Genomic DNA, 26,861 nt, shown 5'->3' on the forward strand with positions numbered 1-26,861 from the left:
TATTCGTTGTTAGTGGTTCGATGTTTGTGTCATATTTGTCCTCTTAAAGCGATTCATTTTGTATGCCCTTAGTACTCACATCGACACATAGTTCTTGGGCCGTTCTTCGAAGCCACTCGAACTACAAACCCGTATTAAGAGTAAGACCCCCTTAAATCTTAGGGGGTCAATGTCTGTCTGATCGAGAAATTTTCATGTGCTAATACGAAATCCAAATGGTCACAAAACTCTCTGACCCGAACAACTCGGTAGATTCCCCACGATTCTATATTACCATGGGGACGTGTGATTTGGAAAGCGTAAGGTTTAGATAAGCGCTCAATTTCGGGTTTAACCTCATTCCAATCTCGACCGAGCCAAGTCTGACTCATACTTCTACGATTTCACTTTCTTTTGTTTCCATGACTCGATCTATCTCTTTAATAATTTTATCGGTTATTTTCTGCACTTCATCCTGTGCGCGTTTAACCTCATCTTCAGAGACTTCATGATCCTTCTCTAACTTTTTCAACTGATCATTAACATCCCTGCGCACATTCCGTACTGCAACCCGCGCTTCTTCCGCCTTCTTTTTAACGGTCTTGACTAATTCCGTTCTCCTCTCGGCAGTCAGTTGAGGTATCATAAGGCGTATAACATTTCCATCGCTGGACGGATTAAGGCCCAAGTCTGATTTCATAATTCCCTTTTCAATTGCCGGTAAAACCGTTCTGTCCCACGGCTGAATCAGAAGCATTCTTGCTTCAGGAGTTGAAATATTGGCAAGTTGATTAATCGGTGTAGGGGCACCATAATATTCGACCATTACCTTATCCAAGACACTTGGGTTGGCCCGACCTGCTCGTATTGTTGTGTATTCCCTGCGCAATGCATCAACTCCCTTGTGCATTCGCTCGTTAGCGTCTTTAATGACCTCAGAAATCATTGACTATCCCTCCCAACATATGTTCCAATCGATTCACCCATCAGAACTCGACGAATATTACCTTGTTTGGTTAGGTCAAAAACAATTACCGGTATATTATTATCCATGCATAATGATGTAGCCGTGGAATCCATTACCCCAAGACCTCTACTAAGTACATCTAAATAGCTCAATTTATCAAATCTTTGAGCATTTGGATTTGTCATCGGATCAGAATCATAAACTCCATCAACTCGTTTAGCCATTAAGATTACTTCAGCTTCAATCTCCGCAGCTCTTAAGGCTGCAGTAGTATCCGTTGAGAAGTAAGGGTTACCAGTCCCAGCTGCAAAAATCACAATCCGCCCTTTTTCCAGATGTCGGATGGCTCGCCGGCGAATATATGGTTCAGCGACTTGTCGCATTTCTATAGCGGATAGAACCCGGGTATCTGATCCTGCTTTTTCCAGAGCGTCCTGTAAAGCCAAGGCGTTCATCACTGTTGCCAGCATACCCATGTAATCAGCTTGAGAGCGATCCATTCCTTGTGCGCTACCCGTAATACCACGCCATAAGTTTCCTCCACCAACAACTAGGCTGACTTCAACCCCCATGTCTCGGATTTCAGCGACTTGCTCCGCTACGGAAACCAGCATATCATGTTGAAGGCCAAATCCTTGATTCCCTGCCAGCGCTTCCCCGCTTATCTTAAGGACAACTCGTTTATACCGTGGTTTTTCCATGGATTAACCTCCACCATTCTATTTCTATTCTTTTGTATGCATTTTGGATATTTCAAAAAGAGAACACCAGGGTGTTCTCTAGATTGCTGATTATGTCAATTATCGATTTAACTCTTTCATTACCTCAGCTGCGAAGTCATCTTGTCGTTTTTCGATACCTGCACCCAACTCGTAACGAGTGAAGCGACGAATGACAATACGCTCACCGATCTTAGCTGTCTTATCTAGAACCAGATCCTTAATGCTCTTATCTGGATCTTTGACAAAAGCTTGTTCTAATAAACATACTTCTTTATAGAACTTTTCAATTCGGCCTTCTACCATTTTTTCAATAATTTTTTCCGGTTTACCTTCATTAAGAGCTTGGGCCTTCAAAATATCTCTTTCATGTTGGAGTACATCTGCCGGAACTTCTTCCTTGTTTAGATATTGTGGGTTTGCAGCTGCAATATGCATGCCTATATCACGAACCAAGGTCTTAAATTCGTCCCCGCGAGCCACAAAATCCGTCTCACAGTTCACTTCTAACAGTACACCGATCCGTCCGCCACCATGAATATAGGCTTCAATTAATCCTTCTGCCGCAACACGTGCACCCTTCTTCGCTGCTGCAGCAAGTCCTTTTTCACGGAGATAATCACAAGCCTTCTCCAATTCACAACCACATTCTATCAGTGCCTTTTTACAATCCATCATGCCTGCACCGGTACGTTCTCTGAGTTCTTTAACTAGAGCTGCAGTTACTTCCGCCATTGTTTTAACCTCCTATTTTCGAGGCGTAAAACGCGAGATGCGAGGGACGATCATCGATTTCATCTCGACACTCGATGTTTAACGCCAACTATATTATATGTGTTTTCTACAAACCAAACGTTTTAAGTATTTATGGTATATCAAATAAAGTTGTAAGTAATATCAAACATGCGAGGTTCGAACTTCGAACTTCGAACTTCGAACCTCGCATTTCAATAATACTTGACTTACGCCTCAGCAGCTTCCCCAGCTTCTTCAGCTTCTTCTTCATTACCTTGTTGTCCTTCAATAATAGCATCAGCCATTTTAGCTGTTAACAGCTTGACTGCACGAATTGCATCATCATTTGCTGGAATAACAACATCAATCTCATCCGGGTCACAGTTGGTATCAACTATTGCTACAATAGGAATATTCAAACGGCGTGCTTCTGCAACAGCAATACGCTCTTTACGAGGATCTACAATAAACAGAGCATCCGGGAGTTTTTTCATGTTTTTGATTCCACCCAAGAAGCGCTCCAATTTTTCCATCTCGTGACGCAGTGCTGAAACTTCCTTTTTCGTAAGCACTTCAAAAACACCTTCTGCCTCCATACGCTCTAAAACACGCAAACGATCTACACGTTTTTGAATAGTTTGGAAGTTAGTCAGCATTCCACCGAGCCATCGCTCATTAACAAAGTACATTCCACAACGAGCAGCTTCTTCTTTAACTGACTCTTGTGCTTGTTTCTTGGTACCTACAAACAGCATGGTACCGCCTTCAGTGGCAAGATTCCGTACAAAGTTATAAGCCTCATCAACTTTTTTTACTGTCTTTTGCAGGTCAATAATGTAGATTCCATTGCGCTCAGTAAAAATATAACGTGCCATCTTCGGATTCCAGCGACGAGTTTGGTGTCCAAAGTGAACACCCGCTTCCAGTAATTGTTTCATTGAAATTACAGCCATTTTAAATACCTACTCTCTTTTTGTTTTGTCCACCGCAGGTTCATCTCAAAGTACCCCTTGCCTCCCGACAAGGAACTGATACTTTCATCCCACTGCGTGTGTCATTAAATCACACTGCTACTAGCTTAACATATTCCCTTTTCCATTGCAACGAAATATCTATATAATGTTTTGGTGTTGTCTAAGTTAGCAGGCAGCATGTCTGGAAAGATTTGACCGGATATCATATTTCTGAATAAAGATCTCCAAATCACTCATAAGTTCAGGAAAGGGGAAATAGAATTCGCTCACATAATATAAGTCCTGGCCTGTCCGTATCTGAGCGATTTCTTGACCTTTATCATCAAAATAAAAGGCAACTCGTCTAATATCTTGTGGCTCCAAAACACGTTCTCCAAGTAAGGATTGAAAGATAATTTGCCCCTTATCAATAATAACATGTTTACTCTTTCCAAATACCCACAAGGTTATAATAACGAGTACTGCAACAGCATAGATTCCAATCAGCACTCGAAGCTCTAAAGGAGGCAACTTACTAAAAGCGTGTATACCCCCAATAATCAAGGGATATAGAATAAGAAACACAAGGCCCGGTACAATAAGGGGCTTCAGTTGGTAAACATAATCATGTTGTTCCTCATCATGTTCTTCCATCGTAACACCTCCTAAACAATACTGGCTGGTGTAGATTGCTGTGGAACTTTACTTCATGTGCTTAGTGTGTTTTTCCAATTCATCAAGTAAGTAATCGTTAAGAACGCGAATATAAGTTCCTTTCATCCCTAAAGATTTTGACTCGATGACCCCGGCAGACTCAAATTTTCTCAGAGCGTTAACAATTACGGAACGAGTGATTCCTACACGATCAGCAATTTTGCTGGCAACCAAAAGACCTTCTCCGCCTCCTAATTCGGCAAAGATATGCTCAACTGCTTCTAGTTCAGAGTACGACAAGGTTCCTACTGCGATTTGGACAGCAGCTTTTTTACGCGCCTCTTCTTCAGCACGTTCTGCCTTCACACGTAAAATTTCCATACCGACGACAGTTGCTCCATATTCAGCAAGCACTAAATCATCTTCATTAAACTCCACATCATACTTAGCAAGTACTAGGGTTCCAACTCGCTCTCCTCCACCTAAAATAGGTACAGTGGTGGTCAATTTATTAGTGAAACCGCAGGATTCAGTGCTATTAAAAATACAGCCATTAGCAACTTGAGTAGTATTTGTCGTAGTTCCGGTAATCTTCATTAACCCTTCATTGTAACTTTCCGGAAATCGCTCGCTGTGAACAACAATGTCTTCCATGATTCCGCAAGCAAAACCATCCATAAAGCTGTAACCAAGGATCTTTCCGCGTCGCCCTACAATGTAACAGTTCGCCGTTACAGCCTGCCTTAATACTTTGGCCATTTCCTCAAAATCTACAGGATTACCAGCTGCCCTCTGAATTAATTTATTTATAGTTCTTGTTTTTTCTAATAATGTCGTTTCCATGTTAATAAATCCCCCTTTAACTTTAAGTTCTCCGTTTGTCAAATTTACAAAATATAACGGGCTAGGTCTTGGTTTTTAATGACATCGCCTAAGCGATGTTCCACATACTCCTTGTTGATAGTTACCGTATAATCTTCAGGGAGTTCCGAAGCCTCAAAGGATAATTCTTCCAGAACTTTTTCGACAATCGTATGGAGTCGTCGAGCCCCAATATTTTCTGTGGTTGAATTAACTTTGTAGGCAACTTCTGCTAATTCATCAATAGCATTCTCTGTAAAATCAACGTTTATCCCTTCAGTTCTCAATAAAGCACTGTATTGCTTAATAAGTGATGATTGAGGCTCTGTAAGAATTCTTTTGAAATCTGCTACACTTAAGGATTCAAGTTCCACCCGAATCGGAAATCTCCCTTGCAGCTCAGGAATTAAATCTGAAGGCTTACTTACATGAAAGGCCCCTGCAGCAATAAACAAGATGTGGTCTGTCTTAACCGGACCATATTTTGAGACAACAGTCGATCCTTCAACGATTGGGAGAATGTCACGTTGAACTCCGCCTCTAGAAACATCTGCTCCACTTGTACCTTCACGTCCGGCAATTTTATCGATCTCATCTAAGAACACAATTCCTTCTTGTTCAGTTCTACGAATTGCTTCCTGCACAGCTTCATCTTGATCAATTAAATTTTGGGCTTCTTCCTGAATCAAAATCTTTCGCGCTTCGCGAACGTTAACTTTTCTTTTCTTATGACGCTTGGGGAGCATCCCGGACATCATATCCTGGATATTGAGCCCCATCTCCATCATGTTATTGTTGCCTAACATATCCGACAGAGGCGTACTTTCCTCAACCGTAATATCAATAACTTTCTCTTCAAGCTCCCCACGCAGTAAGTGTTCTTTAACAAGCTTCCGTTCTTTTTCAATTTCAGGAGTCACTTGAGGTTCCTTTTCCTGGTTCGATGCCTGACCAAATAACATTTGAAAGGGGTTGCTGGATGTACTCTCGGCGCGTTTTTCCGGAACAAGTAATTCGAGCAAGCGTTTTTCGGCATTAACCGCTGCCTGAGCCTGTACTTGTTCCATTCGCTCGGCCTTGACCATGCGTAAGGATATTTCAACTAAATCTCTGATGATTGATTCAACATCCCGGCCCACATAGCCAACTTCGGTAAATTTTGTTGCCTCAATTTTTATAAAGGGGGCTCTGACGAGCCTAGCTAACCGTCTGGCTATCTCTGTTTTACCAACGCCTGTTGGACCAATCATCAAAATGTTTTTGGGTATAACTTCTTCTTGCAAATCTTCCGGCAAACAAGAGCGTCGGTAACGATTCCGCAAAGCAACGGCAACAGCTCGTTTTGCTGCATTCTGTCCGATAATATACTGATCCAATTCTAAGACAATTTGACGCGGAGTCAAGTGTTCCATAGTCACACCCCCTATAACTCTTCGACGATTATTTGATCATTGGTATAAACACATATTGACGCAGCTACTAGCATTGCTTCTTTTACAATAACAGATGTTGGTAGATCCGAATGTTTAGCTAAGGCACGCGCCGCTGCCAGCGCATAGTTTCCACCTGACCCAATAGCTGCGATTCCATCATCTGGTTCAATCACTTCACCTGAACCGGATACAATTAAAAGATTTTGGGAATCGGCAACAAGTAATAAGGCTTCAAGATTCCTCAGCATTTTATCCATTCGCCATTCCTTCGCTAACTCTACAGCTGATCGCTGTAGGTTTCCATGATACTCTTCGAGTTTTTGCTCAAACTTATCAAAAAGAGTAAACGCATCCGCAACGGATCCGGCAAACCCTGCAATGACTTTCCCATGAAATAAGCGACGAACTTTGCGGGCCGTATGTTTCATAATGGTCGCTTGCCCCATAGTTACTTGACCATCACCCGCTATAGCTACTTGTTCCCCTTTCTTCACAGCGACAATAGTTGTTGCATGAAACATAATCAACCCCCCTTAAATCAAGTTTACTAGGGCAATTTCAGCATGTCAAGTTGAATTGTAGGTAATTTACATTTTTTTGAGAAAACTTATCATTTCTCGTCGTTTATAGAGAGTTTTGCTCGAGGATGAGCTTGACTAAAAACCTCTTTAAGCCGTTCCCGAGTTAGATGAGTATATATTTGAGTGGAAGAAAGCTTCTTATGTCCTAATAGCTCTTGGACACTTCTTAAATCCGCTCCTCCATCTAACAAATGAGTAGCAAAAGAATGACGCAGCATATGAGGGTGGACATGTTGTTCAAGGCTAATCTTAGCAACCAGTTTATCTAAAATCCTACGAACCGATCTCTCTGAAAGACGCGTTCCTTGATAATTCAGCAACAGTGCTTTATTGTGATCTGCACGCATCTTCAGATAGGCTCTTATGGCTTGAATAGCGTAGTTTGTAACCGGCACCACCCGCTCCTTATTCCCCTTGCCAAGCACTCGTATCAGGCCGCTGTCCAAATCCAAACTGTCTCGATCAAGACTAATCAACTCACTCACTCTAAGCCCTGAACCGTAAAGAAGCTCAAGAATCACTTTATCTCGACAGCCTAAAAGATTCGACTCATCCGGAGCCCCAAGCAGCCCTCCAATCTGATCTGTATATAGGAAATGCGGGAGTTTTCGTCCGAGCTTCGGACTTGCCACCCGCCGTACCGGATTATCTTTTAGGATGCCCTTGTAGCATAAAAATTTAAAGAATGACCGCAGAGCTGCCAGTTTTCGAGCCATGCTCTTTCTTGCTAATCCATGTTCTGACAGGATACCAAGAAAACTACGAACAGTATAGATATCGATCTGATCCACGGTGAGTGCTTCAGGTTCTTGTCCCAAGTCAGACGCCGCAAAATTGAAGAACTGGTTTAAATCGGTCTGATAAGCAACAATCGTATGCTCTGAACGATTTTGAGAGTTTTGGTAGCCTATAAACAAACTTAATGCTTGATCGATAAGCATTCCTACCTCCCCATATCCTCTCTAAGGCAAAATTCCTCTATGGCAGCCAGGGCTCGTTCAGCAATCCTAGTATTCTTTTCCCGCTTATCTCTTATCCTCTGAGACAAAGGCGGGAGTAAGCCGAAATTTATGTTCATCGGTTGAAAACTTTGACTCGGGGATCCTTCTAAATGGCGGGCTAATCCCCCTATAGCCGTTTCAGGAGGAAAAACCAAGGTCTCCATCCCATTGAGCCTCCTCCATACATTAAGTCCTGCCAGAAGCCCGCTGGCTGCAGATTCGACATACCCTTCGACTCCTGTCATTTGACCGGCAAAGAAGAGCTCGGGGTTAAGACGTAAGCTAAAGTCAGCCTTTAGAACTTTCGGAGCATTCAAGAATGTATTACGGTGCATTACTCCATAACGTACAAACTCGGCCTTTTCTAAGCCTGGAATTAAAGCAAATACTCGCTTTTGTTCTCCCCATTTTAGATGAGTTTGAAACCCTACCAAATTAAATAAAGTTCCCGCCTGATTTTCTTTACGAAGTTGCACTACAGCATATGATCTTTTTCCGGTTCTCTTGTCGACCAAACCTACTGGCTTTAAGGGACCAAATGTAAGTGTCTGTGGTCCACGCTTGGCCATCACCTCAATAGGCAGACAACCTTCAAAGACCTTGCCTTGTTCAAATCCCTTAACTTCCGACATCTCAGCTTCAACTAAGGCCTGATAAAAGGACTCATACTCCTCCTTACTCATTGGACAATTCAAGTAATCTGCTTCTCCTTTATCATACCGGGAAGCATAAAAGGCTTTCTCTAGATCAATCGATTCCAAGGTAACTATTGGAGCAGCCGCATCATAGAAGGATAATGCATTCTCACCGGTTGTCCTTAATATATCCTCTGCTAAATCATCTGAGGTTAATGGACCGCTAGCGACTATTGTAATTCCTGTTAACGGTAGCTTATGCACTTCTCTACGATGAATACTCACATTGGGATGTTGTTCTAATCTTTTTGTAACTTCACTTGAAAACAGTTCCCGATCGACAGCTAAGGCACCGCCAGCGGGAACCGCATTATGATCTGCCGCACTCATGATCAAAGATCCTAAACGGCGCATTTCTTCTTTTAATAATCCGACGGCATTCTCAATAGCAGCGCCTCTAAGGGAATTGCTGCAAACAAGCTCAGCAAACCCACCTGTTTGATGAGCAGGTGGCATTTTAGTCGGACGCATTTCAAACAATTCAACCTGAACACCGCGCTCGGCAAGCTGCCAAGCAGCCTCTGAACCTGCTAGACCTGCTCCGATAACAGTTATTGACTTTTGCATGTAATTTATTCGCTCCTAAAGTTTAATTAGATTCACTTTCCTCAATTACTTTTGTGTGTCGACATTCCGGATTTGTACAAACGTGCTTCTTTTGTCGTTTTGTTGATTTTATAACCATCAGTTGCTGACACTCTGGGCAAGGGTCAGGAGCAGGCATTTCCCAAGAAACAAAGTCACATTCCGGATAGCCGAGACACCCGTAAAACTTACGCCCCTTCTTGGAACGGCGAACCACAAGAGGTTTGGAACAAGTGGGACAGTTGGCCCCCACCTCTTCGAACAGAGGTTTAGTATTCCGGCAGTCAGGAAAGCCTGGGCAAGCTAAGAATTTACCATAACGCCCCATTTTTATGACCATATTGCGGCCACAGCTTTCACATATTTCTTCTGAAACCTGATCCTCAATCTTTACCTTGCCAATTTTCTCATCTGCCTCGGCCAGGGTTATCGAAAAAGGAACATAATAGTCTTGAACCACAGCCTTCCATGAGGCCTTGCCTTCTTCGATAAGATCAAGCCGCTCTTCTAAATTCGCTGTAAACTCCAGATTCAAGATGTCTGGGAAATGCTCTTTGAGTAAAGTAATGACGATATCACCCAGTTCTGTAAGCAGCAGCTGTTTTTCCTCTTTAAGAACATAGCCCCTTGTTTGAATGGTCTCAATGGTTGGGGCATAGGTACTTGGTCTTCCGATCCCCTCTTCCTCCATCTTTCGAACAAGAGATGCCTCAGTGTATCGTGGAGGTGGTTCGGTAAAATGCTGTTTCTCTTGAAGTTTAATGACCTGCAATTTTTCTCCTGGCGTAACTAAAAGAGTCAAAGCGCTTTGTTCGTCCTCTGTCGATTCAGCATCATCATTGCCTTCTTCATAGATCGCTAAAAAACCCGGGAATCGAACACTGGAGGCATTTGCTCTAAATAAATAATCATCCACTTGGGATTCCACAGTCAAGGTATCAATAATGGCCACACTCATCTGACTTGCCATAAAGCGCTCCCAGATTAAACGATACAATCTCAATTGATCACGGGACAAAATCCCCTTTAACAAATCAGGAGTTCGCAAAGGGAGAGTCGGTCTGATTGCCTCATGGGCTTCTTGAGACCTCCCTTTATTAGCAAACTGACGTGGTTCCGGCGGATAATACTCATTACCGTAGTTAGCCAGAACCCATTCCTTAGCCTCCTCCTGAGCAACTTCTGCAATCTTAACTGAGTCTGTACGCATGTATGTAATTAAACCGACGGTACCTTCTTTGCCGAGATCAAGCCCCTCATACAACTGTTGAGCCAACATCATGGTGCGCTTTGGTGAAAACCCTAATTTCCGGTGAGCTTCCTGCTGCAAACTACTTGTAGTAAAGGGTGGCGCAGGAAGTCTCTTTTTCTCTTTAGTACGCACATCAGAAACTTCAAACACTTTTCCAGCTAAATCTGCTAAAACAGTGTCCATTTCTGTTCTGCTGGAAATAGTTATTTTCTTGCCGGATTTTTTCATAAGTTTAGCGAAGAATTTTCCTCCGGCAGATTGAAGGTTCGCATTTAAACTCCAATACTCTTCCGATACAAATGCTTGTATTTCTTCTTCTCGGTCATCAATTAAACGGACTGCGACAGATTGAACCCGTCCGGCACTTAGTCCTTTCTTAATTTTCCGCCAGAGTAATGGACTTAGTTGATATCCCACCAAACGGTCTAATACCCGTCGCGCTTGTTGAGCATCCACTCGATCCTGATCAATTTGACGGGAATGTTTGATAGCAGATTGAATAGCTTGTTTAGTAATTTCGTGGAATTCAATCCGATTTTTATCCTCTTTGTTAAGTCCTAGTAAATGGGATAAATGCCAGGCTATTGCTTCTCCTTCTCGATCCGGGTCAGAGGCTAAAAAAACCTTGTCCGCTCCTTTAGCAGCGGCACGTAATTCCTTAATCAGATCTCCTCGTCCGCGAATGGCAATGTATTTTGGTTCAAAATCATTTTCTAAATCCACACCTAATTGACTTTTCGGCAAGTCTCGTAAATGTCCCATTGAAGCTTTAACTGTATACCTGCTTCCTAGAAATTTGCTGATGGACTTTGCCTTAGCGGGAGACTCCACTATTACAAGCGTTTTTGACATTATTTCACCTCTATAACATAAAGAAAACTCTTTGGAGGTTCGAATTCCGATACACCGAGAATCGAACTTGAATGTTTTCTTTCAGAAAACAGTAATAACCTAATTGCTTTCTTATATACACTTATATCCAGAATAGTTTATTCTCAGTACTTAAGAATAAAAATCATAAAACTAAGCCCTATCTTAACGCCTTTTTGGTAGTATGTCTAGCGTTCTCTAGCTAATACATAATGTTGTCCCGGTAATTGAGTCACTTTTCCCCCTAATTGTAGTTCTAATAAGGCCAAAGAGATCGCCGATACCGTGAGGCTAGAATTCATAGTAAGTTGGTCAATATGTATTGGTACATCACTTAATTGACTTAAAAGAGACTCATAATCTAATTCCTCTTTTGCAAGACCAGAGCCCTCTTTACTTGTGCCTGAAGGCCCTCTAAGCAACGAACTATATCCTTCATGGTTTGACCATATAGGCAGTTCGTTGCAAATATCATCAATACCTTCAACAATTTTGGCTCCTTGACGAAGCAAATGATGAGACCCCCGACTTACCTCGCTAAAAATCGGTCCCGGAACCGCAAATACTTCTCGCCCTTGTTCTAGGGCAAAATCAACGGTTATTAAGGCACCGCTTTTTTCCGCTGCCTCTACAACCACAACTCCTCGAGAAGAACCACTGATCAAGCGATTACGGGCAGGAAAATGTACAGCATTAGGTGGGGAGCCCGGTACAAATTCACTAATTAATGCTCCATTTTTCAGTATTTCATCAGCAAGTCCTTTGTTTTCTTGAGGATATATTTTGTCAAGGCCACAACCGAGGAAGGCCCAGGTTACTCCATCCGCTTGCAGGCTCCCTTGGTGGGCAGCAGTATCAATTCCTCGTGCGAGGCCGCTGATAACAATGATTCCTTTGGCAGCAGCATCCCGAGCAAGCATCTTAGCAACTGCTTTTCCATAAGGAGTTGCCTTTCGAGAGCCTACAATGGCCAGCCCATCCCCATCCCCTTTTAATTGCCCACGATAATACAATAGAGGAGGCGCATCCGATAACTCAGCTAACAAAGAAGGGTATTCCTTCTCATCTGGAGTTATTATCTTGATTCCCTGTCTTATCAGCGCATCCCCTACCTTTTGAGGATCAATTATTTGTCTGGCTTTTAGTAATTCCTTAATCCACTTTTCCTGATTAAATATATGAAGATATTCCTGCGTGGAAGCTTCCCAAGCTTTGACTGCACTGCCAAAGCAGGCAATAAGCTGACGTAAGTGCTGGCTTCCCAGACCCTTAACTGTCCGAAATGCCGCCCTAACTATTTTTTCTCGTTCCATCCCCATACCCGCGCCTCCTCCTTAGCCTCCTCTTCGGGACAATAGGCTACTTCTCCTGCGCAGAATATTGTTGCATTTTCAGCTTTTATGCAAAATAGCGTAAGATCTCGGGGAAATCATTGGTTTTAGTCATAATTAAACTTAATCCTCATTTTTTTCAACATATATGAAAGTGATCTACCGTTAGGGGTTGAAACGGCAACCCTATTAATTGAAACCATTCCCTATGCTTCCTTTGCTCGTCGCGAAGTTCTTTTTCGAGGCGTCAATGTGGATTTTGGTTTGTTTATAATTTTATCTTGTGAATTGTCTGCATGTCTTTTCTCAAGGCCATCACCATCGTTAACTGAATTAATTAAATTTATTGTTTCATTGGGTTTTATTGGCTGTGATTGGCTTTTTTCGCTTTCGGTTAAAGCAATGCTAGCTTTGAGAGCTTCCATTAAATCGACAACTTTTCCACCTTTGCTAGGGGTTTCTACTTGATAAGTTTCACCAGTGACCTTGCTTTCTATTAAGCTAACCATTTGCTCATGTAATTCGTCATGATATTTTTCGGGGTCAAAGGGGCGAGCCAGATTCTCTATCAATTGCCTAGCCATAGTTAGTTCTGCTTCAGTTGGAACCACACGATCCCAAACTACATCCATGTGACGAATTTCTTGCGGGTAATACATGGTTTCCATTACCAGGCCGTTTTCAAACACACGCAAACAAGCTAGATGTTGTTTAGAGCGCATTGTTACCCTCGCTAAGGCAACTTTTCCACTTTCCTCCATGGATTGACACAGCAACCGATAAGCTTTTAAAGCAGTTTCTTCGGGGGAAAGATAATATGATTTTTGATAATATATCGGATCAATCTCCGGAAGATTAATAAAATCAAGAATGTCAATGGATCTGCTCATAGGTTGTTCTAAAGAAGTAAGCTCCTCGTCGTCTAACACAACATATCGATCTTTTTCATATTCAAATCCCTTAACTAAGTCGTCTGACCCAACCTCTAAATCACAAACAGGACATTTTTTGATTTGACGAATGCGGTTTTTACACTCTTTATGCAGATAATTAAACTTAAGATCTCGTGCTTCCGTGGCAGCATGCATTTTCACTGGGACATTAACTAAGCCAAAACTAATGGAGCCTTTCCATAATGTATGCATTTAACATTCCTCCCTGTTTTATTGTGATCTGTAAAGGAGGTAATAATGCATTGTGTTAGATTGACCTGGCAGGTGATCAGCTGGTAATATTAAGATTAATTTAAAGTTCTAGGAGGACTATGCATATGTTTACTTCTTTAGCAACATTTATTCTCAGCTGGGAAAAGGAATCGGAATCTACCCAAAAACTATTAGACTGTTTAACTGACAAATCCCTTGGACAATCTATAACAGTTAATGATCGCACTTTAGGTCGCATTGCTTGGCATATTGTAACAACAATTCCTGAGATGCTCGCAAAGACCGGTTTGGAATTTGAGGGTATTCAAGAAGATGCCCCCGTGCCAAAGGATGCAAAAACAATTGCTCAAACGTACACTGACGTTAATAAGACAATGCTTGCTGAAATAAAAAGACGTTGGAATGATCAAACTCTTTCAGAAAAGCGAGATATGTATGGAGAATCCTGGACAATCGGTACCACATTAAGTGTCCTTATTAATCACCAAATCCATCATCGTGGGCAGATGACTGTTCTTATGCGTCAGGCAGGAATCAAAGTTCCCGGGATTATGGGCCCGTCTCGTGAAGAGTGGTCTCAATTCGGTATGGAGCCTCCTTCGGTATAAATAGTCGAAAAATCTTTGCTCTTATATTAAGGCCCAAGCAAATTGAAGTTTGCCTGGGCCTTAATATACAAGCTCTTGTAACACGAAATTATCCTTTATAACCTTGCCTTGATCCGCTTAAAGCCAAAGACAACCGTACTGGCTAAGACTGCAAAATCCTCAGTTGGCAAAACAGTTGGTGCAGACGCATCAAAAAGGATGTTTCCTGAGGCAGGAAATTCCTCATCTGCTCTCCAAAGGATCAACGCTATCGGAACGCGGGGAAATACCTTATATGTAATTCCTACGTCTCCCAATCCATTGGCTTGCCCTCCTAAGTACTTCGCTACTGCAAGGAGGCCCTCCGGGTCAGACCCAAAAATTCTTACCAGTGGGTCTATAGCCCTTCCGGTAAATGGTTTAATATAAATAGCTCCTCCGGGTAATTCCTTGTAAGAAATAAATGAACCTACTTCAAAGGGTTCACTAAGATTAGAAACGTAGTGCAGAATTAATATTTGAGTTGCTATCGGAAGTTCTCCGTCTGAAACCTGTATCGGCTTAAAAGTACCCTTCGGATAGTCTAATTCAAAATGCTGGCCTAAAAAATCTATCAGTAAAGAATTGTCTTTTATTGGATAGCCTGAACAGCGGGACATTTCTTCCAAAGAACAAGACTGAAACTTATTTAGGGCTACCTCATGAGCTGCAGAGTAATTCATTCAATCTCCTCCTACTCGTTCCTCTTTAAACCAAGATATCATTTTCTTTTCTTTAAATTGTAGTGACTAATCAGCTAAAGCTGAACATCCTCTCTATAGATACTGAGGGGTTCTATCAAATACATTTTTCTGATTTCTATTGTGCCGTGTATACCTTTTGTAATAAGAGTGCATCCTCCTCCAAATTGGGGCTTTCGCAGATTGCCAACCCATCCACACCAAAGCTATGACAGGCTTTGATAAGTTCCTCATACCGGCAATCAGATTCCCTTAGGGGAAGATGGCGTTTTTCACCCTTTAATCCATATTCAATCCCGGAAATGTGAAAATGAACATTCTTCACCCACCGATCCCCTAAACTCTCGGCGGTTACATCCAAGATCTCACAAAATTCGTCGTAGGAATTGTACCGGCCATTTGTCCGGGCATGAAGATGTCCAAAGTCAATACAAGGTAAAACTCCAGGTACTTCTTGAGCTATCAAAATACTTTCTTGCAGATCCCCAAATTGCGTCCCTTTTCCTGTAGTTTCTGGACGAAGGATGACCTCATTACCCTCTGCATCAAGGGTTTCTCGCACGAGAGATAGTTCACGAACTACTCGCGCTAAGACTATCTCAGATGAATTATCGTGATTGAAAGCAGGATGAAATACTACACTACGCACACCTAAAATTTTTGCAATTCGTCCAGTTTGTAAAATACGATCTCGGCTTGCCGAAATTTTCTCAGGTTCGCGAGAGTTTAGATTAATATAGTAAGGAGCATGACAACTTAAAGCAATATTGTTTTCTTGGGCAATCATACCAACTTTTCTTGCTTTCTCTTCCCCCATTCGTACTCCCTGGACAAACTCTAACTCTAAGGCGTCGAGATTTAACTCTCGTATGCGACGCACCCCTCCTTCACTGGAACGATCTTTCGAAGAGAGCGGGACACCTGCTGTTCCAAATAATAATGGCAAAAAGGTTCACTCCATTACTGTTTTTTCTAAACATTATATCCTTTTTCTTCTAAAAAGCCAATGAACCTAAGAAGAGTACCTATTGTTCAAGCCCAATTATTTTAAATTTCAATCCCCTAATTATTGCTCAATTTCCAATAATAGTTGATATGTTAACTACATACTGTTTTGAAATATTGTTATACTAATAGTACTTTCATCATAAATGTTGAAAGAAACTGACCCCACTTTGAAAGGAGGATTCCCTTATGTCAAGACGTCGTAGCAGTATTATGTCTGATGCTTTAAAAGAACAGATTTCTCAAGAGTTAGGTTTTGCGGGAACCCTTCACCAAGAAGGATTTGGCGGTGTTTCTTCAAGGGATTGCGGCAATATGGTGAAGATGGCTATTGAAATGGCAGAACGTAATCTGCCCGGAAAAAGCATGACGTAATATTTTTAGAGCCGAGCAATTTAATGCTCGGCTCTAACTCTGAACCTAGACTAATGAAAATCTACTTCTATGTTACGTGCTGCCGGGTGAGCATCTTTTAAAAAACTCAGTTTTAATACTCCGTTTTTATAACTGGCATGAGCACCATCAGTTTTAACCATAGCGGGAAGTGTCAACAATCTTGAAAATTTTCCAAAATGCCTTTCCGAATGTCGAGAAATACTTTCTTCATCGCCATCATAAGTAGATTTTCTAACCTCTCCCTGAATTGTTAATCGATTTTCATCTAACGTAATATTAAGATCCTCCGGTTTTTCAATTCCAGGAATTTCTGCAACTACAATAACTTTATGTTGGGTTTCTTCAACATCTATGCGATACAAACCTTCTGTAAATAGTTCCTTTCCTTGCTTCAAAAATCGATCCATCTCATTCCAAAAAGGATCCGACAAACTAAATGGTTCGTTGGGAATCAACGACGACATATCACTCACCTCTTGTTTTTAGCCTTAGGATACACTTTTTTAACCCTGATTATCCTTGCCAGATAGAGAGATTTATGATAACTGTTACCTTCATAAATTATAAAAGGTGAAGCAACCTACTTAAAAAGCAGTTTGCAACACCTCCTCTTCTTTACTTAACTGATGACTTTCCCTGAAATATTAGCTGGCCCAATAAGTGTTATTGTCCCTTGAGAAGTCTGCAGGTTACGAGCGAATAGTTGATAGACATGATGCCCTGCAGCAACATTAGTTAGGACGGCTTGAAATGTGCTTAAATTCTCCAGAGGCGTATCTGCTCCATCTTCTATTGATTCCTGATTGATTGAGGCAACGACTAGACCATCTTGTAGAATGGTAAGAGCAATTATTGGCTGATCTGGTTCCAGGGGATTGACATTAGTGACGATCCAACCAACCGATGTCAGCAGTTCGACAAAATTTGTGGATTGCGAGACAAATAGTCCAAACTGTAAAATTAATTGGTCAAATCCGTCGAGTACGACCGCAGAAGTATAAGCTTCATTCGTTAGAATACTTCTGTTGTAATTTAAGAGGGCCATTTCTATAATCCTCCCTAAATATATTTATAGAGAATTTTTGTTAGTTCGCTTATTCTCTATTCAATGGTAATATATGTAATTTAGAGAAGGTTGGACATTATTATAATTAATTTTGATGAATTTCCCGCTTATTTTCGTATCGTACACCATTCAAGCAAATAGCAACAAAACATAAAGATATCTATCCAAGAAATAAGTTTCTAAGAATAGATACCTTTTGATCATCGTTTAACGTAATTTCATGGCAAATATTTGGGCTAGTTCAGGATCAAACTGTGTCCCCGAATTTTTAAGTATCTCTTGTAAGGCTGCTTCCTCACTTAAAGCTATTCGGTAGGGGCGTTCACTTACCATTGCATCATAACTGTCGGCCAGAGCAATGATTCTTGATACTTTAGGAATTTCTTCACCTTTTAACCCTTTCGGATAACCCTTACCATCCCACCGCTCATGATGAGCCAAAATACCTTCGGCTAATTCTAACATTTCATAGGATGTACTCAATATTCTAAAACCGATATCAGGATGCCTCTTAATTTGTTCCCACTCATTCTTAGTAAGCTTTTCGGGTTTATTGAGGATATGTTCTTCAATGGCGATTTTCCCTATATCATGTAATAAGCCTATAACTTTTAGACCACTTACTTCGATTTCAGGTAATCCTATTGCTTTTCCAATATCTTGACATATTTGACTTACTCTTTTTGAGTGTTGTTCCTCCCGAGGGTTCTTTTCATGTAAGGTATTAATGATGGTATTAATCGTATTTCCTCTCATGCCTTCATTCTCAATAATTTTATTTTTGTACATCGAATCTTCAGCACTCTTAAGAACTTTAATTATACTCTCATCCGATTTTGTTTTTGTATCCCATCCAAATGAAATACTGACACGTATTGAGTTTACTTGTACATTGGCATATTTTTCTCTTATTCTCGTTACAACTCTTTCCGCGTCTTCCATCGTTGTTTTTGGCAAAAGGATAACAAATTCGTCTCCACCCCAGCGGGCGACAATATCATCTGCTCTGCACGCCCGCTGAATAGCCTTAGCTGCTTTTACCAGAAGTTCATCCCCTTTATCGTGTCCAAATGCATCATTTAAGATCTTAAGTCCATTCACATCCCCTACAATTATTGAAATTGGAATGTTACGCTCTGTATCTAAACGTTTAATTTCTTCTTCATAGAATCTTCGATTATAAAGACCAGTCAAAGGATCATGATAGCTCAAATAGCGGTTTTCATCTTCCTTTTTCTTGCGATCTGTGATATCTCTCACGATACTGAGAAGAACTCTTTTTTCTCCTAAGTAGGTACCTTGTGAACTTACTTCAACATTAATCGGAGTTCCATCTTTTAAGTAATGAATTGCGTCAAAAATAATTCCCTCGCTATCCGCCAAAGCCATTTGATCAACAATATTTGAGGCATCAATACGCCTTAAATCAAATATTTTTAAGTTCAGGAGTTCGGAATATGTATAGCCATAGATCCTAACCGCGGCATCATTAGCTTCGAGAATATTTCCTTCCTTATCGATAAACAGCATTGCATCATTAGCCTTTTCGGCTAAAACCTGATACTTTTTAACTCTCTCATTTAACTGCTTCCACTCTGTAGTATCAATTCCTATTCCTGCAAAATATTGTTTGCCATTGATAACTACAGTACTTGCTGTAAAGTACATAGGAATTTTTATACCGTCCTTTGTTTGTAAGTTGGCTTCAGCGGTTCCAAAGCCATTCTTCGAAACCATTCCGATTCCCTTTAAAACAGCACTCTTGCTCTTCTCGTCTCCTTCGTACCAATCTAATAAACTCTTATGAGCTAACTCTGCAGAGGTATACCCCGTCATCTCCTCATGCTTCTTATTCCATCGAATTAGCCTTTGATTATCATCGTAAAGAAAAATCATTCCTTGAGCACTGTCAAATAAGGCATCGGTGAAAACTCTTTCTTGATTCAATTCATTTTCAGCTCTTATCTTCTCAATTATCTCCTCTTCAAGCATTGCATTGATATCCTGCAGTTGGTTTGTTCGCTCAATCACCTTGTTTTCAAGGTCTTCATTTAATAGCCTAATTTCCAGTTCAGCCCTTTGCCGTTTAGCGATTTCTTCTTCAAGCATTGCATTAATCTCTTCAAGTTCGGCATTTGTTTCTTCTAATACAGCATTTGTTTCTTCCAGCATAGCATTGCTGTCTTGCAACTCTATATTAAGCTCTTCGAGCCGTGTAGTTCTTCTTTTTACTTTTAGTTCAAGTTCCGTATTCAACTCTTTCATTTCTAATTCTGTATTAATTTTACTGGCGATTTCATGCTCTAAGGAAACTCCTTTGAGAGCATATTTGGAAAGCATTTGAGCATTTAGGTACAGGTAATTACAAATATTTACAAACTGGGATTTGCTCATACGCTTTACTTTCCCTAATTCTTTTTCATAAACATCTCGCTTAATTCCTATTAAATCTGCATAATTATTTTGGTTTATATTAAACTCGTCATCAACGATTTGACCGATCAGCCAGTTAGCAATGTGTTTACCACCAACAATGATACTTGCTCCTCCATCAAGCAATCCTCCGCTTAAACATCGTTTGATATTCGGCCCTTCCTCATTAGGACTTCCAATGATCGAATCCGAGATAAGGCAATTTCTAAAACCTATTTCAGTCTTTCTTATTTCGTTACATAAACCACAAAAGCCACTGGGTTCGGTAATGGGGGTTCCATCAGGTTCCGTTATGAGTGAAGCTACACCCATCGCATCCGAAAAAAGATCCTGCAGTTTCTGAATTTCAGATAGATCGAAGAAGTCTGTGAATTTGTATTCCATGGTTTTCATTCATTTCACCAACCTTGCAAATAAAATGCCACTAGCGTTTGACAAATCACCTTCGCCTGGGCTCAGGATCTTTGGTCATTCCTCTTAGAAATTATTATAATTTAACATTGGCATGATAAGTTATACTTTCTAATAAAGACTTTCATTTTGTAATTTAATTATTTAATTAGTTCAACAAATCTGTCTTTTTTCCTCTTATCTTTGACAACATATTTCTACAATAATTCGTTGTATACATTAAAATTTCGACAATTATTCACTAGTATTGTAAATCAAAGTGTCAGACGCTTGTTAATATGCACGAACATAAAGAGGACGCAGTTCAAAACTCTACAACGTCCTCTTTGATCTTTCTACCAATTTATCCATAACAATTTCTAATGACTATGACATTCGTTTATCCAAAGAACGCAATTGTATTGACTCAGCTAAATGCTCTGGAAGAATCTCTCTCATGCCAGCTAGGTCAGCAATCGTACGCGCAACTTTTAAAATCCTGTCATGTGCGCGACCACTAAGATGTTGAGCATCAAAAATCCTCTGCAAAAGTGACTCACCAATCAAAGTTAGTTGAGTGTGATCTTTAGTCTCTTTGCCCGTCATTTCTGCATTGGTTTTTACCGATCCGAGGCGACTCCATTGAAGCTGGCGGGCTGCCATTACTCGCTTCCTGACCACTTGAGAAGATTCTTTGTTATTGCTAGTTCTCAACTCCGAAAAACTAAGTCTGGGAACTTCAATATGTATGTCAAATCGATCTAAAAGCGGTCCTGAAATTCTACCTCTATAGTTTTGTATTTGAAAAGGCGTACACTGGCAGACTTTCCCCTGATCGCCATAATAACCACACGGACAAGGATTCATGCTGGCTATAACACTTACATGAGCTGGATAGGTAATACTTCCTGATTGCCGAGTAATTGTTAATTCCCGATCTTCCAAAGGTTGCCGGAGGCACTCTAAAACTTCACGTGAGAACTCCGGTAGTTCATCTAAAAACAATACGCCATGATTTGCCAAGCTAAGCTCACCGGGGCGTAACTTGCGACCTCCTCCAATCATACCAGCTTTGGTAACTGTATGATGAGGATTCCTAAATGGTCGTTTTCGCACTAGTGAACCATTAGTATTTAACAACCCACAAACACTGTAAAGCTGTGTAACCTCAATACTCTCTTGCTCATTTAATTGGGGAAGTATCCCTGAGTAAGCTTTTGCCAATAGAGTCTTGCCTGATCCTGGTGGTCCAATGAGAATTGTATTATGACCACCCGCCGCAGCTATCTCCAAGGCACGTTTAACATGGTGTTGTCCATGAATATCAGACCAATCTATTTGTTTGTCGGTATATCCTTCAGTTTGATTCAACTGACCAACTGGTTCATCGTCGAAGTTGCTCTTGTTTTCAAGAGCCATAACTATTTTCGACAGTGTGGAAGAGCTATGTGTTTTGATTGCACTTACCAGACGTGCTTCAGCTAAATTATCGGGGGGAATTATTAATGCTAACCCTTCTGAAATCCTCACTTCATCAGATTCTGACTGGGAATTCTCTTGATTTAGAGTAATGGCCATAGTCAAGACACCGGGTACAGGACGGAGAGTTCCTTCTAAGGATAATTCGCCGGAAAAAACATAATGATTTACTGAAGGACATAAGCACTGTTGGGTTGCAGCTAGAATTCCAATCGCTATCGGGAGATCGAGTCCTGAGCCTTCTTTTCGTAAATCGGCAGGAGCCAAATTGACGGTTACCCGCTGAAATGGAAATTGATAGCCTGAGTTACGGATAGCAGACCGAACTCGATCTCTAGCCTCTCTAACAGCTGTATTTGGCAGACCCACAATATCAAAACACGGAAGACCATTCGCTACGTCAACTTCAACACGTATTAAATGAGCTTGTAAACCAAGAACCGTCATCCCATAAACAGCAGCAAACATACGGAATTCCTCCTTGTATAAATAAATTCGTGATTATTCTGTTTTTTCCTTCCATACTCAATTATTAGTTATGTAATGAACTTCAAACAACGATATAGAATACTATAAAAAATATAGCTATCTAATAATGAGAGTCCTCAGACATGCATTATTAGATAGCTATATTTTTATGAACAGTAGCAATTGGACACTGATAGAGGCTTAATTATAGGAACATATAAACCTCATCCAGAGCATGTCAAAATCGTAAACGTGGGTCTGTTGACAAAGTAAACAGTATTACCCACCGAAATGGTATAATGTAGTAGGGTGATGTTTGATGATGACTGAGCAAAAGAAAAAGCAAAACCGGATGCTTTGCGTACTTATGGAAGACCTTGTCCCGAAAGGGCATTTTCTAAGGAAACTGGACGCGGCGATCGATTTCAGTTTTGTCTATGAAATCATGAGGCCGTTGTACAGCGATCTTGGAAGACCGTCAATTGATCCGGTCGTTTTGGTGAAGATGCTTTTAATTGGCTACTTGTACGGGATAGATTCCGAACGGAAGCTTGAGGAAGAAGTCACAGTTAACAACGCCTATCGCTGGTTTCTTGGCCTTGACTTAGAGGATAAAGTTCCGGATCACTCCATCTTCTCCCAGAACCGCCGACGTAGATTCAAAGACTCAGAGGTGTTTCAGGAGATATTTCATAAGGTCGTTAAAGAATGTGCCGAGGCAGGACTCATAGGCGGTGAATGTGTGGTCATGGATTCCACTCATATCAAGGCCAACGCCGCTAACGGCAACTCTGAAACGATGCTTCTCATGGAAGGGCCGGATGACTACTGGCAAAAGCTCAATGACGAACATGGTCAAAAGATCCGGCAAAAAAGAGAAGACGCCGACATGAGCGTAAAAATAAAAAAAAAGTCCGTCTCCGATCCTGAAGCCGGATGGATGCATAGACACCCCAAGCCAGCAGGCTTTCACTATTTATGCCATCAAAGCTCGGACATCCAGTATGGTATCGTAACCGACGTGCATGTCACCCCTGGTGATGTGACAGACGCGCCCTATTGTGTTAAACGGATAGCATCTCAGAAGCAAAAACTAAAGATTGCCTACCGCTTTGCCGGATTGGACAGCGGCTATGATACAGTAGCAGTCCATCACGAGTTACATGAGCTTGGTATGAGGGGGTATATCCATCTGAATACCGGCCATAATGCCAATTGGCGCAAAGAAAGAGGGCTGTTTAGTATTGACGACTTCAACTATGATGCAATAAATGACCGTTATATCTGTCCAAACGGCTGCACGCTGCGTTATATCGGCGTGAGAAAAGTACGATATAGAGTCGGCAAAAACTACGTATCCCAGTCAAAAGACTGTAAATGCTGTGCCAAGAAAAGCCGCTGTATTACCGGAAAAGCCGGTTACAAGGAAGTCCGACGTGATTTTTATCAAGAGGATCAGGAACGTAACCACGCTTTAATCGGTACTGCCCTATACCGCTATGTGATGCGAAAGCGGCAGGTGATCTGTGAAGGGAATTTTGCTCTTCAAAAGCGATGTCACAATCTAAGGTTCACTCGCAAGCGAGGCATTGAGAAAGTTCGAGAGCAATGCCTCTTTTCGGCGATGGCACTGAACCTGAAACGATTGGTGAAATACGGGACAGCGCCGTTAAGGCCGGCTGTCTCGTCTCTATTTTATAGTCTGAATTATGCTCTGCAAATGAATCTCCCGTTAAGAACTTGTTGATAGGTATATAGATTTAAATTTATCCCAGTTTGTCAACAGACCCACGTTTCCGATTTTGGGATATGCTTAATTGCCTTTAGACGGGCAGTTCTCGGACAGCTCTGTCTTTTTCGTGAATGTCCTAGAACATTATCATAAGACTGCACCTTTTAACCGATACATTCAATCATAACCGCGGAAGAGAAATCCAAAAGGCAGTCCCTTTTCCCATGTCACTTTCCACGCGGACGTTTCCCCCATGGGCTTCAACGATTTGGCGAACGATAGCCAAACCTAACCCCATACCTCCATCCTTTCTAGTCCTGGCTTTATTGACCCTAAAGAAACGATCGAAAATGTAGGGCAAAGCTTCTTTAGGGATCCCTTCCCCTTCATCTTGGACTACCAAGCGCACTTCATTTTGCTCTTCCACCATAAAAACTCTAACCGTTTTCCCGCAGGGGGTATGACTTAATGCATTATCTAAAAGATTGATAAAAACTTGTAAGAGACGATCCTGATCTGCATACAGTTCTCCAAATCCTTTGGAAACTTTTAGTTTGACACCCAATTCTTGTGCTCTGCCTTGAAAACGATGATCCAGTTCTAACATAAAGTTCTCCATGTTTATGGCCGTCGGCTGCATAACCTGTCCCCGTTCAAGCCAGTTAATTTCTTGTAACTCCTGGACTAAACGAGCCAATCGTTTAGCTTCTTCAAGAACGAGGTCAATATATTCTTCACTTTGATCTTTTGGGATCACTTCGTCTTGGATCGCTTCCAAATAACCTTGAATTAAATGCAGCGGTGTCCTTAGTTCATGTGTAACGCTAGCTAAAAACTCGCGCCGGTTTTTTTCTGCCCTTAGGGAAGCTGTGACATCTCTAAGCACTGCAACATGCCCCCGAATTCCTTCATTTTCGGACATCGGAGCCATTACAATCTGCAGCACTTGAATTCCTATTGTAACTACTTCGAAATTTTCAGTTTGATTCTCACGTACAGCCATAGCCTGAAGAATGGTTACGATCTGAGTTTTGCGTTCCTGAACTACTATCTCATTTTCTTGCCATAAAGCCTTAGCTGAATCATTCGCATAGAGTATTGAGCCGTCTATACTCAACATTACGACAGCATCACTAATACTTTCCACGATTCCCTGAAGTAAGTTCTTCTCTTGTGAAAGCCATGCCATATGATTTTTTAGGCTCTCTCCCATCCAATTCAAGGCCTCTGCTAGCTCCCCGATTTCATCTTTACTCGTCACACCTTGAATAGGCAAAAAATCCCCTTTAGCCATTCTAGACGCTCCTCGCTGCATTAAACCGAGGGGACGTGTAACATGCTGAGCAAAAATCAAACTAACCACAGTAGCTAAGAATACAGCTATTAAGGACGCATAGAGAATTAAGCGTCTAAAAGTTGCAATGCTCTCTTGAATGGGGATGGGAGAACTCCCCAATAGTACGACTCCTTTAACGGGGTTTAGGCCTACAGGGGTGGCAGCTAGCAACATAGCTTGGGCACCACCATTGATAGGCAAAGCCTTGATCGAGATTGTTTGACCGGACAGCACCTGGGCTAAGTTGTCCTCGGTAAAGAAATCTGACGGTCGTAAATCTCTAGACAACCCATTCAGAGATCCTCCCAACAAACTCTTAGGATACCATTCTATAGTGTTTTGTGAACCTTTCTGGGAAATTGATCCTGCCAACACGATAATATTTCCTTGAGGGTCAAGGAGAACTAATTGAGTCCCGGATGTTAGCTTAAGAGATTCTAACAGATTAAGCCTGCCACTCCAGTTTGGGACGGAAGCCAGCTGTGCTGATATTTCTACAGCTTCTGAGCGCAGGGAATTTAACTTTTGCTGAAGATAAAAATCTCCAAATAACCAAGTGAGGGTGAACCCTAATCCACCTAATACAGCTAAAATTAATAGCGTCATAGCAAACCACAGTTTTATGGAAATCGACCATGAATGGTGCCTTCTCGTAATCATCATTTAATGAACCTGATCAGGATCAAATTTATATCCTACACCCCATACAGTCACTATCATCCTTTTAACACTTGGATGGTTAAGTTTCTCTCTAAGTTTTTTGACATGTGTATCAACGGTTCGGGCATCCCCATAAAAATCATATCCCCAGACTGTCTCCATAAGCTGCTCCCGGGAGAAAACCCGACCTTTATTCTTGGCTAAGAAATATAGCAAGTCAAATTCTAAAGGGGTCAAATTAATAACCTCCTCACCAATGGACACACGATGCCTCTCTTTGTCGATGCAAAGTAAACCTGCAGTTATCTCCGAGGACACAGGCTGGAGTTGTCCCCTAGAACGTCGTAAGAGAGCCTTGACTCTGGCCACTAATTCCTTAGTACTAAAAGGCTTGACAAGATAATCATCCGCCCCAAGTTCAAGACCAAGAACTCTGTCAAATTCTTCTCCTCTCGCTGTCAACATAATAATGGGAAGTGCAGAGCTTTCTCGAACCTCACGACAAACACGCCATCCGTCTATATCAGGCATCATAAGGTCTACGATCAAAAGTGAATAATGACCCGCCCGAAATTTTTCCAGCGCAATCCGGCCGTCCTCCGCTTCATCGACGGTAAAACCTTCGCGCTCAAGATATAACCTAACTAAGCTTCTAATTTTTTCTTCATCATCTACGATTAAAATCGGATCCAATTTGCTACTCCCCTTTGGTTTAACCGATTGTAGTTCATTACCCTACTTGAATCAAGTTTAACATGTATCCGTGAATTTTGTGTGATAAAACTAT

Annotated in this window: 24 protein-coding genes; 3 read left to right on the forward strand and 21 right to left on the reverse strand. The window is 41.4% G+C overall.

Annotated elements, in window-relative coordinates; translation table 11 throughout:
• Positions 1–367 precede the first annotated feature (367 nt).
• From frr to ku, 13 genes are all read right to left on the reverse strand, one after another.
• Positions 368–925, reverse strand: a complete 558-nt coding sequence (gene frr, locus DESMER_RS17705; protein WP_014904434.1) for a ribosome recycling factor — start codon at positions 923–925, stop codon at positions 368–370.
• The gene (gene pyrH / locus DESMER_RS17710; RefSeq protein WP_014904435.1) at positions 922–1,647 is read right to left on the reverse strand and encodes a UMP kinase; all 726 of its coding nucleotides are present in this window, start codon (positions 1,645–1,647) and stop codon (positions 922–924) included. The genes frr and pyrH overlap by 4 nt, the downstream gene beginning before the upstream one ends.
• Positions 1,648–1,746: 99 nt before the next feature.
• Positions 1,747–2,400 carry a translation elongation factor Ts gene (tsf, locus tag DESMER_RS17715; RefSeq protein ID WP_014904436.1) on the reverse strand — a complete coding sequence of 218 codons (654 nt, stop codon included), beginning with the start codon at positions 2,398–2,400 and terminating at the stop codon, positions 1,747–1,749.
• A 227-nt stretch (positions 2,401–2,627) separates the two neighbouring features.
• A complete protein-coding gene (gene rpsB, locus DESMER_RS17720) occupies positions 2,628–3,353 on the reverse strand; it encodes a 30S ribosomal protein S2 (protein WP_014904437.1) in 726 nt (241 codons plus the stop codon).
• 186 nt (positions 3,354–3,539) lie between these two features.
• Positions 3,540–4,007, reverse strand: coding sequence for a hypothetical protein (locus tag DESMER_RS17725; protein WP_014904438.1), 468 nt, complete (start codon positions 4,005–4,007; stop codon positions 3,540–3,542).
• A 48-nt stretch (positions 4,008–4,055) separates the two neighbouring features.
• The gene (codY, locus tag DESMER_RS17730; RefSeq protein ID WP_014904439.1) at positions 4,056–4,850 is read right to left on the reverse strand and encodes a GTP-sensing pleiotropic transcriptional regulator CodY; all 795 of its coding nucleotides are present in this window, start codon (positions 4,848–4,850) and stop codon (positions 4,056–4,058) included.
• A gap of 44 nt (positions 4,851–4,894) precedes the next feature.
• Positions 4,895–6,280, reverse strand: coding sequence for an ATP-dependent protease ATPase subunit HslU (gene hslU / locus DESMER_RS17735; RefSeq protein ID WP_014904440.1), 1,386 nt, complete (start codon positions 6,278–6,280; stop codon positions 4,895–4,897).
• Positions 6,281–6,291: 11 nt separating this feature from the next.
• Positions 6,292–6,822 (reverse strand): ATP-dependent protease subunit HslV, encoded by a 531-nt coding sequence (gene hslV / locus DESMER_RS17740; protein ID WP_014904441.1) that lies wholly within the window; start codon positions 6,820–6,822, stop codon positions 6,292–6,294.
• An 89-nt stretch (positions 6,823–6,911) separates the two neighbouring features.
• Positions 6,912–7,823: a tyrosine recombinase XerC gene (gene xerC, locus DESMER_RS17745; RefSeq protein WP_014904442.1), complete on the reverse strand. Its 912-nt coding sequence runs from the start codon at positions 7,821–7,823 to the stop codon at positions 6,912–6,914.
• Between the two features lie 2 nt (positions 7,824–7,825).
• Positions 7,826–9,145: a methylenetetrahydrofolate--tRNA-(uracil(54)-C(5))-methyltransferase (FADH(2)-oxidizing) TrmFO gene (trmFO, locus tag DESMER_RS17750; RefSeq protein WP_014904443.1), complete on the reverse strand. Its 1,320-nt coding sequence runs from the start codon at positions 9,143–9,145 to the stop codon at positions 7,826–7,828.
• A gap of 22 nt (positions 9,146–9,167) precedes the next feature.
• Positions 9,168–11,267 (reverse strand): type I DNA topoisomerase, encoded by a 2,100-nt coding sequence (gene topA, locus DESMER_RS17755; RefSeq protein ID WP_014904444.1) that lies wholly within the window; start codon positions 11,265–11,267, stop codon positions 9,168–9,170.
• Between the two features lie 206 nt (positions 11,268–11,473).
• Positions 11,474–12,604, reverse strand: a complete 1,131-nt coding sequence (gene dprA, locus DESMER_RS17760) for a DNA-processing protein DprA (RefSeq protein ID WP_014904445.1) — start codon at positions 12,602–12,604, stop codon at positions 11,474–11,476.
• A gap of 218 nt (positions 12,605–12,822) precedes the next feature.
• Positions 12,823–13,761 carry a non-homologous end joining protein Ku gene (ku, locus tag DESMER_RS17765; protein WP_014904446.1) on the reverse strand — a complete coding sequence of 313 codons (939 nt, stop codon included), beginning with the start codon at positions 13,759–13,761 and terminating at the stop codon, positions 12,823–12,825.
• A gap of 125 nt (positions 13,762–13,886) precedes the next feature.
• Between ku and DESMER_RS17770 the strand changes: the two genes are divergently transcribed.
• On the forward strand, positions 13,887–14,390 hold the full coding sequence (locus DESMER_RS17770) for a DinB family protein (protein ID WP_014904447.1): 504 nt from the start codon (positions 13,887–13,889) through the stop codon (positions 14,388–14,390).
• A gap of 95 nt (positions 14,391–14,485) precedes the next feature.
• Here the strand turns inward: DESMER_RS17770 and DESMER_RS17775 are convergent, their stop codons facing one another.
• Together DESMER_RS17775 and DESMER_RS17780 are read right to left on the reverse strand one after the other, a co-directional pair.
• Complete coding sequence (locus DESMER_RS17775) at positions 14,486–15,091, reverse strand: DUF3786 domain-containing protein (protein WP_014904448.1); 606 nt, start codon at positions 15,089–15,091, stop codon at positions 14,486–14,488.
• 136 nt (positions 15,092–15,227) lie between these two features.
• Positions 15,228–16,055 (reverse strand): TIM barrel protein, encoded by an 828-nt coding sequence (locus tag DESMER_RS17780; RefSeq protein ID WP_014904449.1) that lies wholly within the window; start codon positions 16,053–16,055, stop codon positions 15,228–15,230.
• 248 nt (positions 16,056–16,303) lie between these two features.
• Between DESMER_RS17780 and DESMER_RS17785 the strand changes: the two genes are divergently transcribed.
• Positions 16,304–16,489, forward strand: a complete 186-nt coding sequence (locus DESMER_RS17785) for an alpha/beta-type small acid-soluble spore protein (RefSeq protein WP_014904450.1) — start codon at positions 16,304–16,306, stop codon at positions 16,487–16,489.
• 50 nt (positions 16,490–16,539) lie between these two features.
• Here the strand turns inward: DESMER_RS17785 and DESMER_RS17790 are convergent, their stop codons facing one another.
• The 4 genes from DESMER_RS17790 to DESMER_RS17805 all read right to left on the reverse strand — a co-directional run bounded on the left by DESMER_RS17790 (position 16,540) and on the right by DESMER_RS17805 (position 22,346).
• Complete coding sequence (locus DESMER_RS17790; RefSeq protein WP_014904451.1) at positions 16,540–16,974, reverse strand: Hsp20/alpha crystallin family protein; 435 nt, start codon at positions 16,972–16,974, stop codon at positions 16,540–16,542.
• A 155-nt stretch (positions 16,975–17,129) separates the two neighbouring features.
• Positions 17,130–17,555 carry a hypothetical protein gene (locus DESMER_RS17795; protein ID WP_014904452.1) on the reverse strand — a complete coding sequence of 142 codons (426 nt, stop codon included), beginning with the start codon at positions 17,553–17,555 and terminating at the stop codon, positions 17,130–17,132.
• 228 nt (positions 17,556–17,783) lie between these two features.
• Positions 17,784–20,402, reverse strand: a complete 2,619-nt coding sequence (locus DESMER_RS17800; protein WP_014904453.1) for a PocR ligand-binding domain-containing protein — start codon at positions 20,400–20,402, stop codon at positions 17,784–17,786.
• Between the two features lie 384 nt (positions 20,403–20,786).
• A complete protein-coding gene (locus DESMER_RS17805) occupies positions 20,787–22,346 on the reverse strand; it encodes a YifB family Mg chelatase-like AAA ATPase (RefSeq protein WP_014904454.1) in 1,560 nt (519 codons plus the stop codon).
• A 319-nt stretch (positions 22,347–22,665) separates the two neighbouring features.
• Here DESMER_RS17805 and DESMER_RS17810 point away from each other — a divergent pair, with 319 nt between their 5' ends.
• Positions 22,666–24,093 carry an IS1182 family transposase gene (locus tag DESMER_RS17810; protein WP_014904455.1) on the forward strand — a complete coding sequence of 476 codons (1,428 nt, stop codon included), beginning with the start codon at positions 22,666–22,668 and terminating at the stop codon, positions 24,091–24,093.
• A gap of 166 nt (positions 24,094–24,259) precedes the next feature.
• Here DESMER_RS17810 and DESMER_RS17815 read toward each other — a convergent pair whose 3' ends face one another.
• Entirely contained in the window at positions 24,260–26,077 is a 1,818-nt protein-coding gene (locus tag DESMER_RS17815) for a HAMP domain-containing sensor histidine kinase (protein ID WP_014904456.1), read from the reverse strand.
• Positions 26,078–26,767, reverse strand: a complete 690-nt coding sequence (locus DESMER_RS17820; protein ID WP_014904457.1) for a response regulator transcription factor — start codon at positions 26,765–26,767, stop codon at positions 26,078–26,080.
• Positions 26,768–26,861 lie beyond the last annotated feature (94 nt).

The organism is Desulfosporosinus meridiei DSM 13257 (genome assembly GCF_000231385.2).
GTDB lineage: Bacteria > Bacillota > Desulfitobacteriia > Desulfitobacteriales > Desulfitobacteriaceae > Desulfosporosinus > Desulfosporosinus meridiei.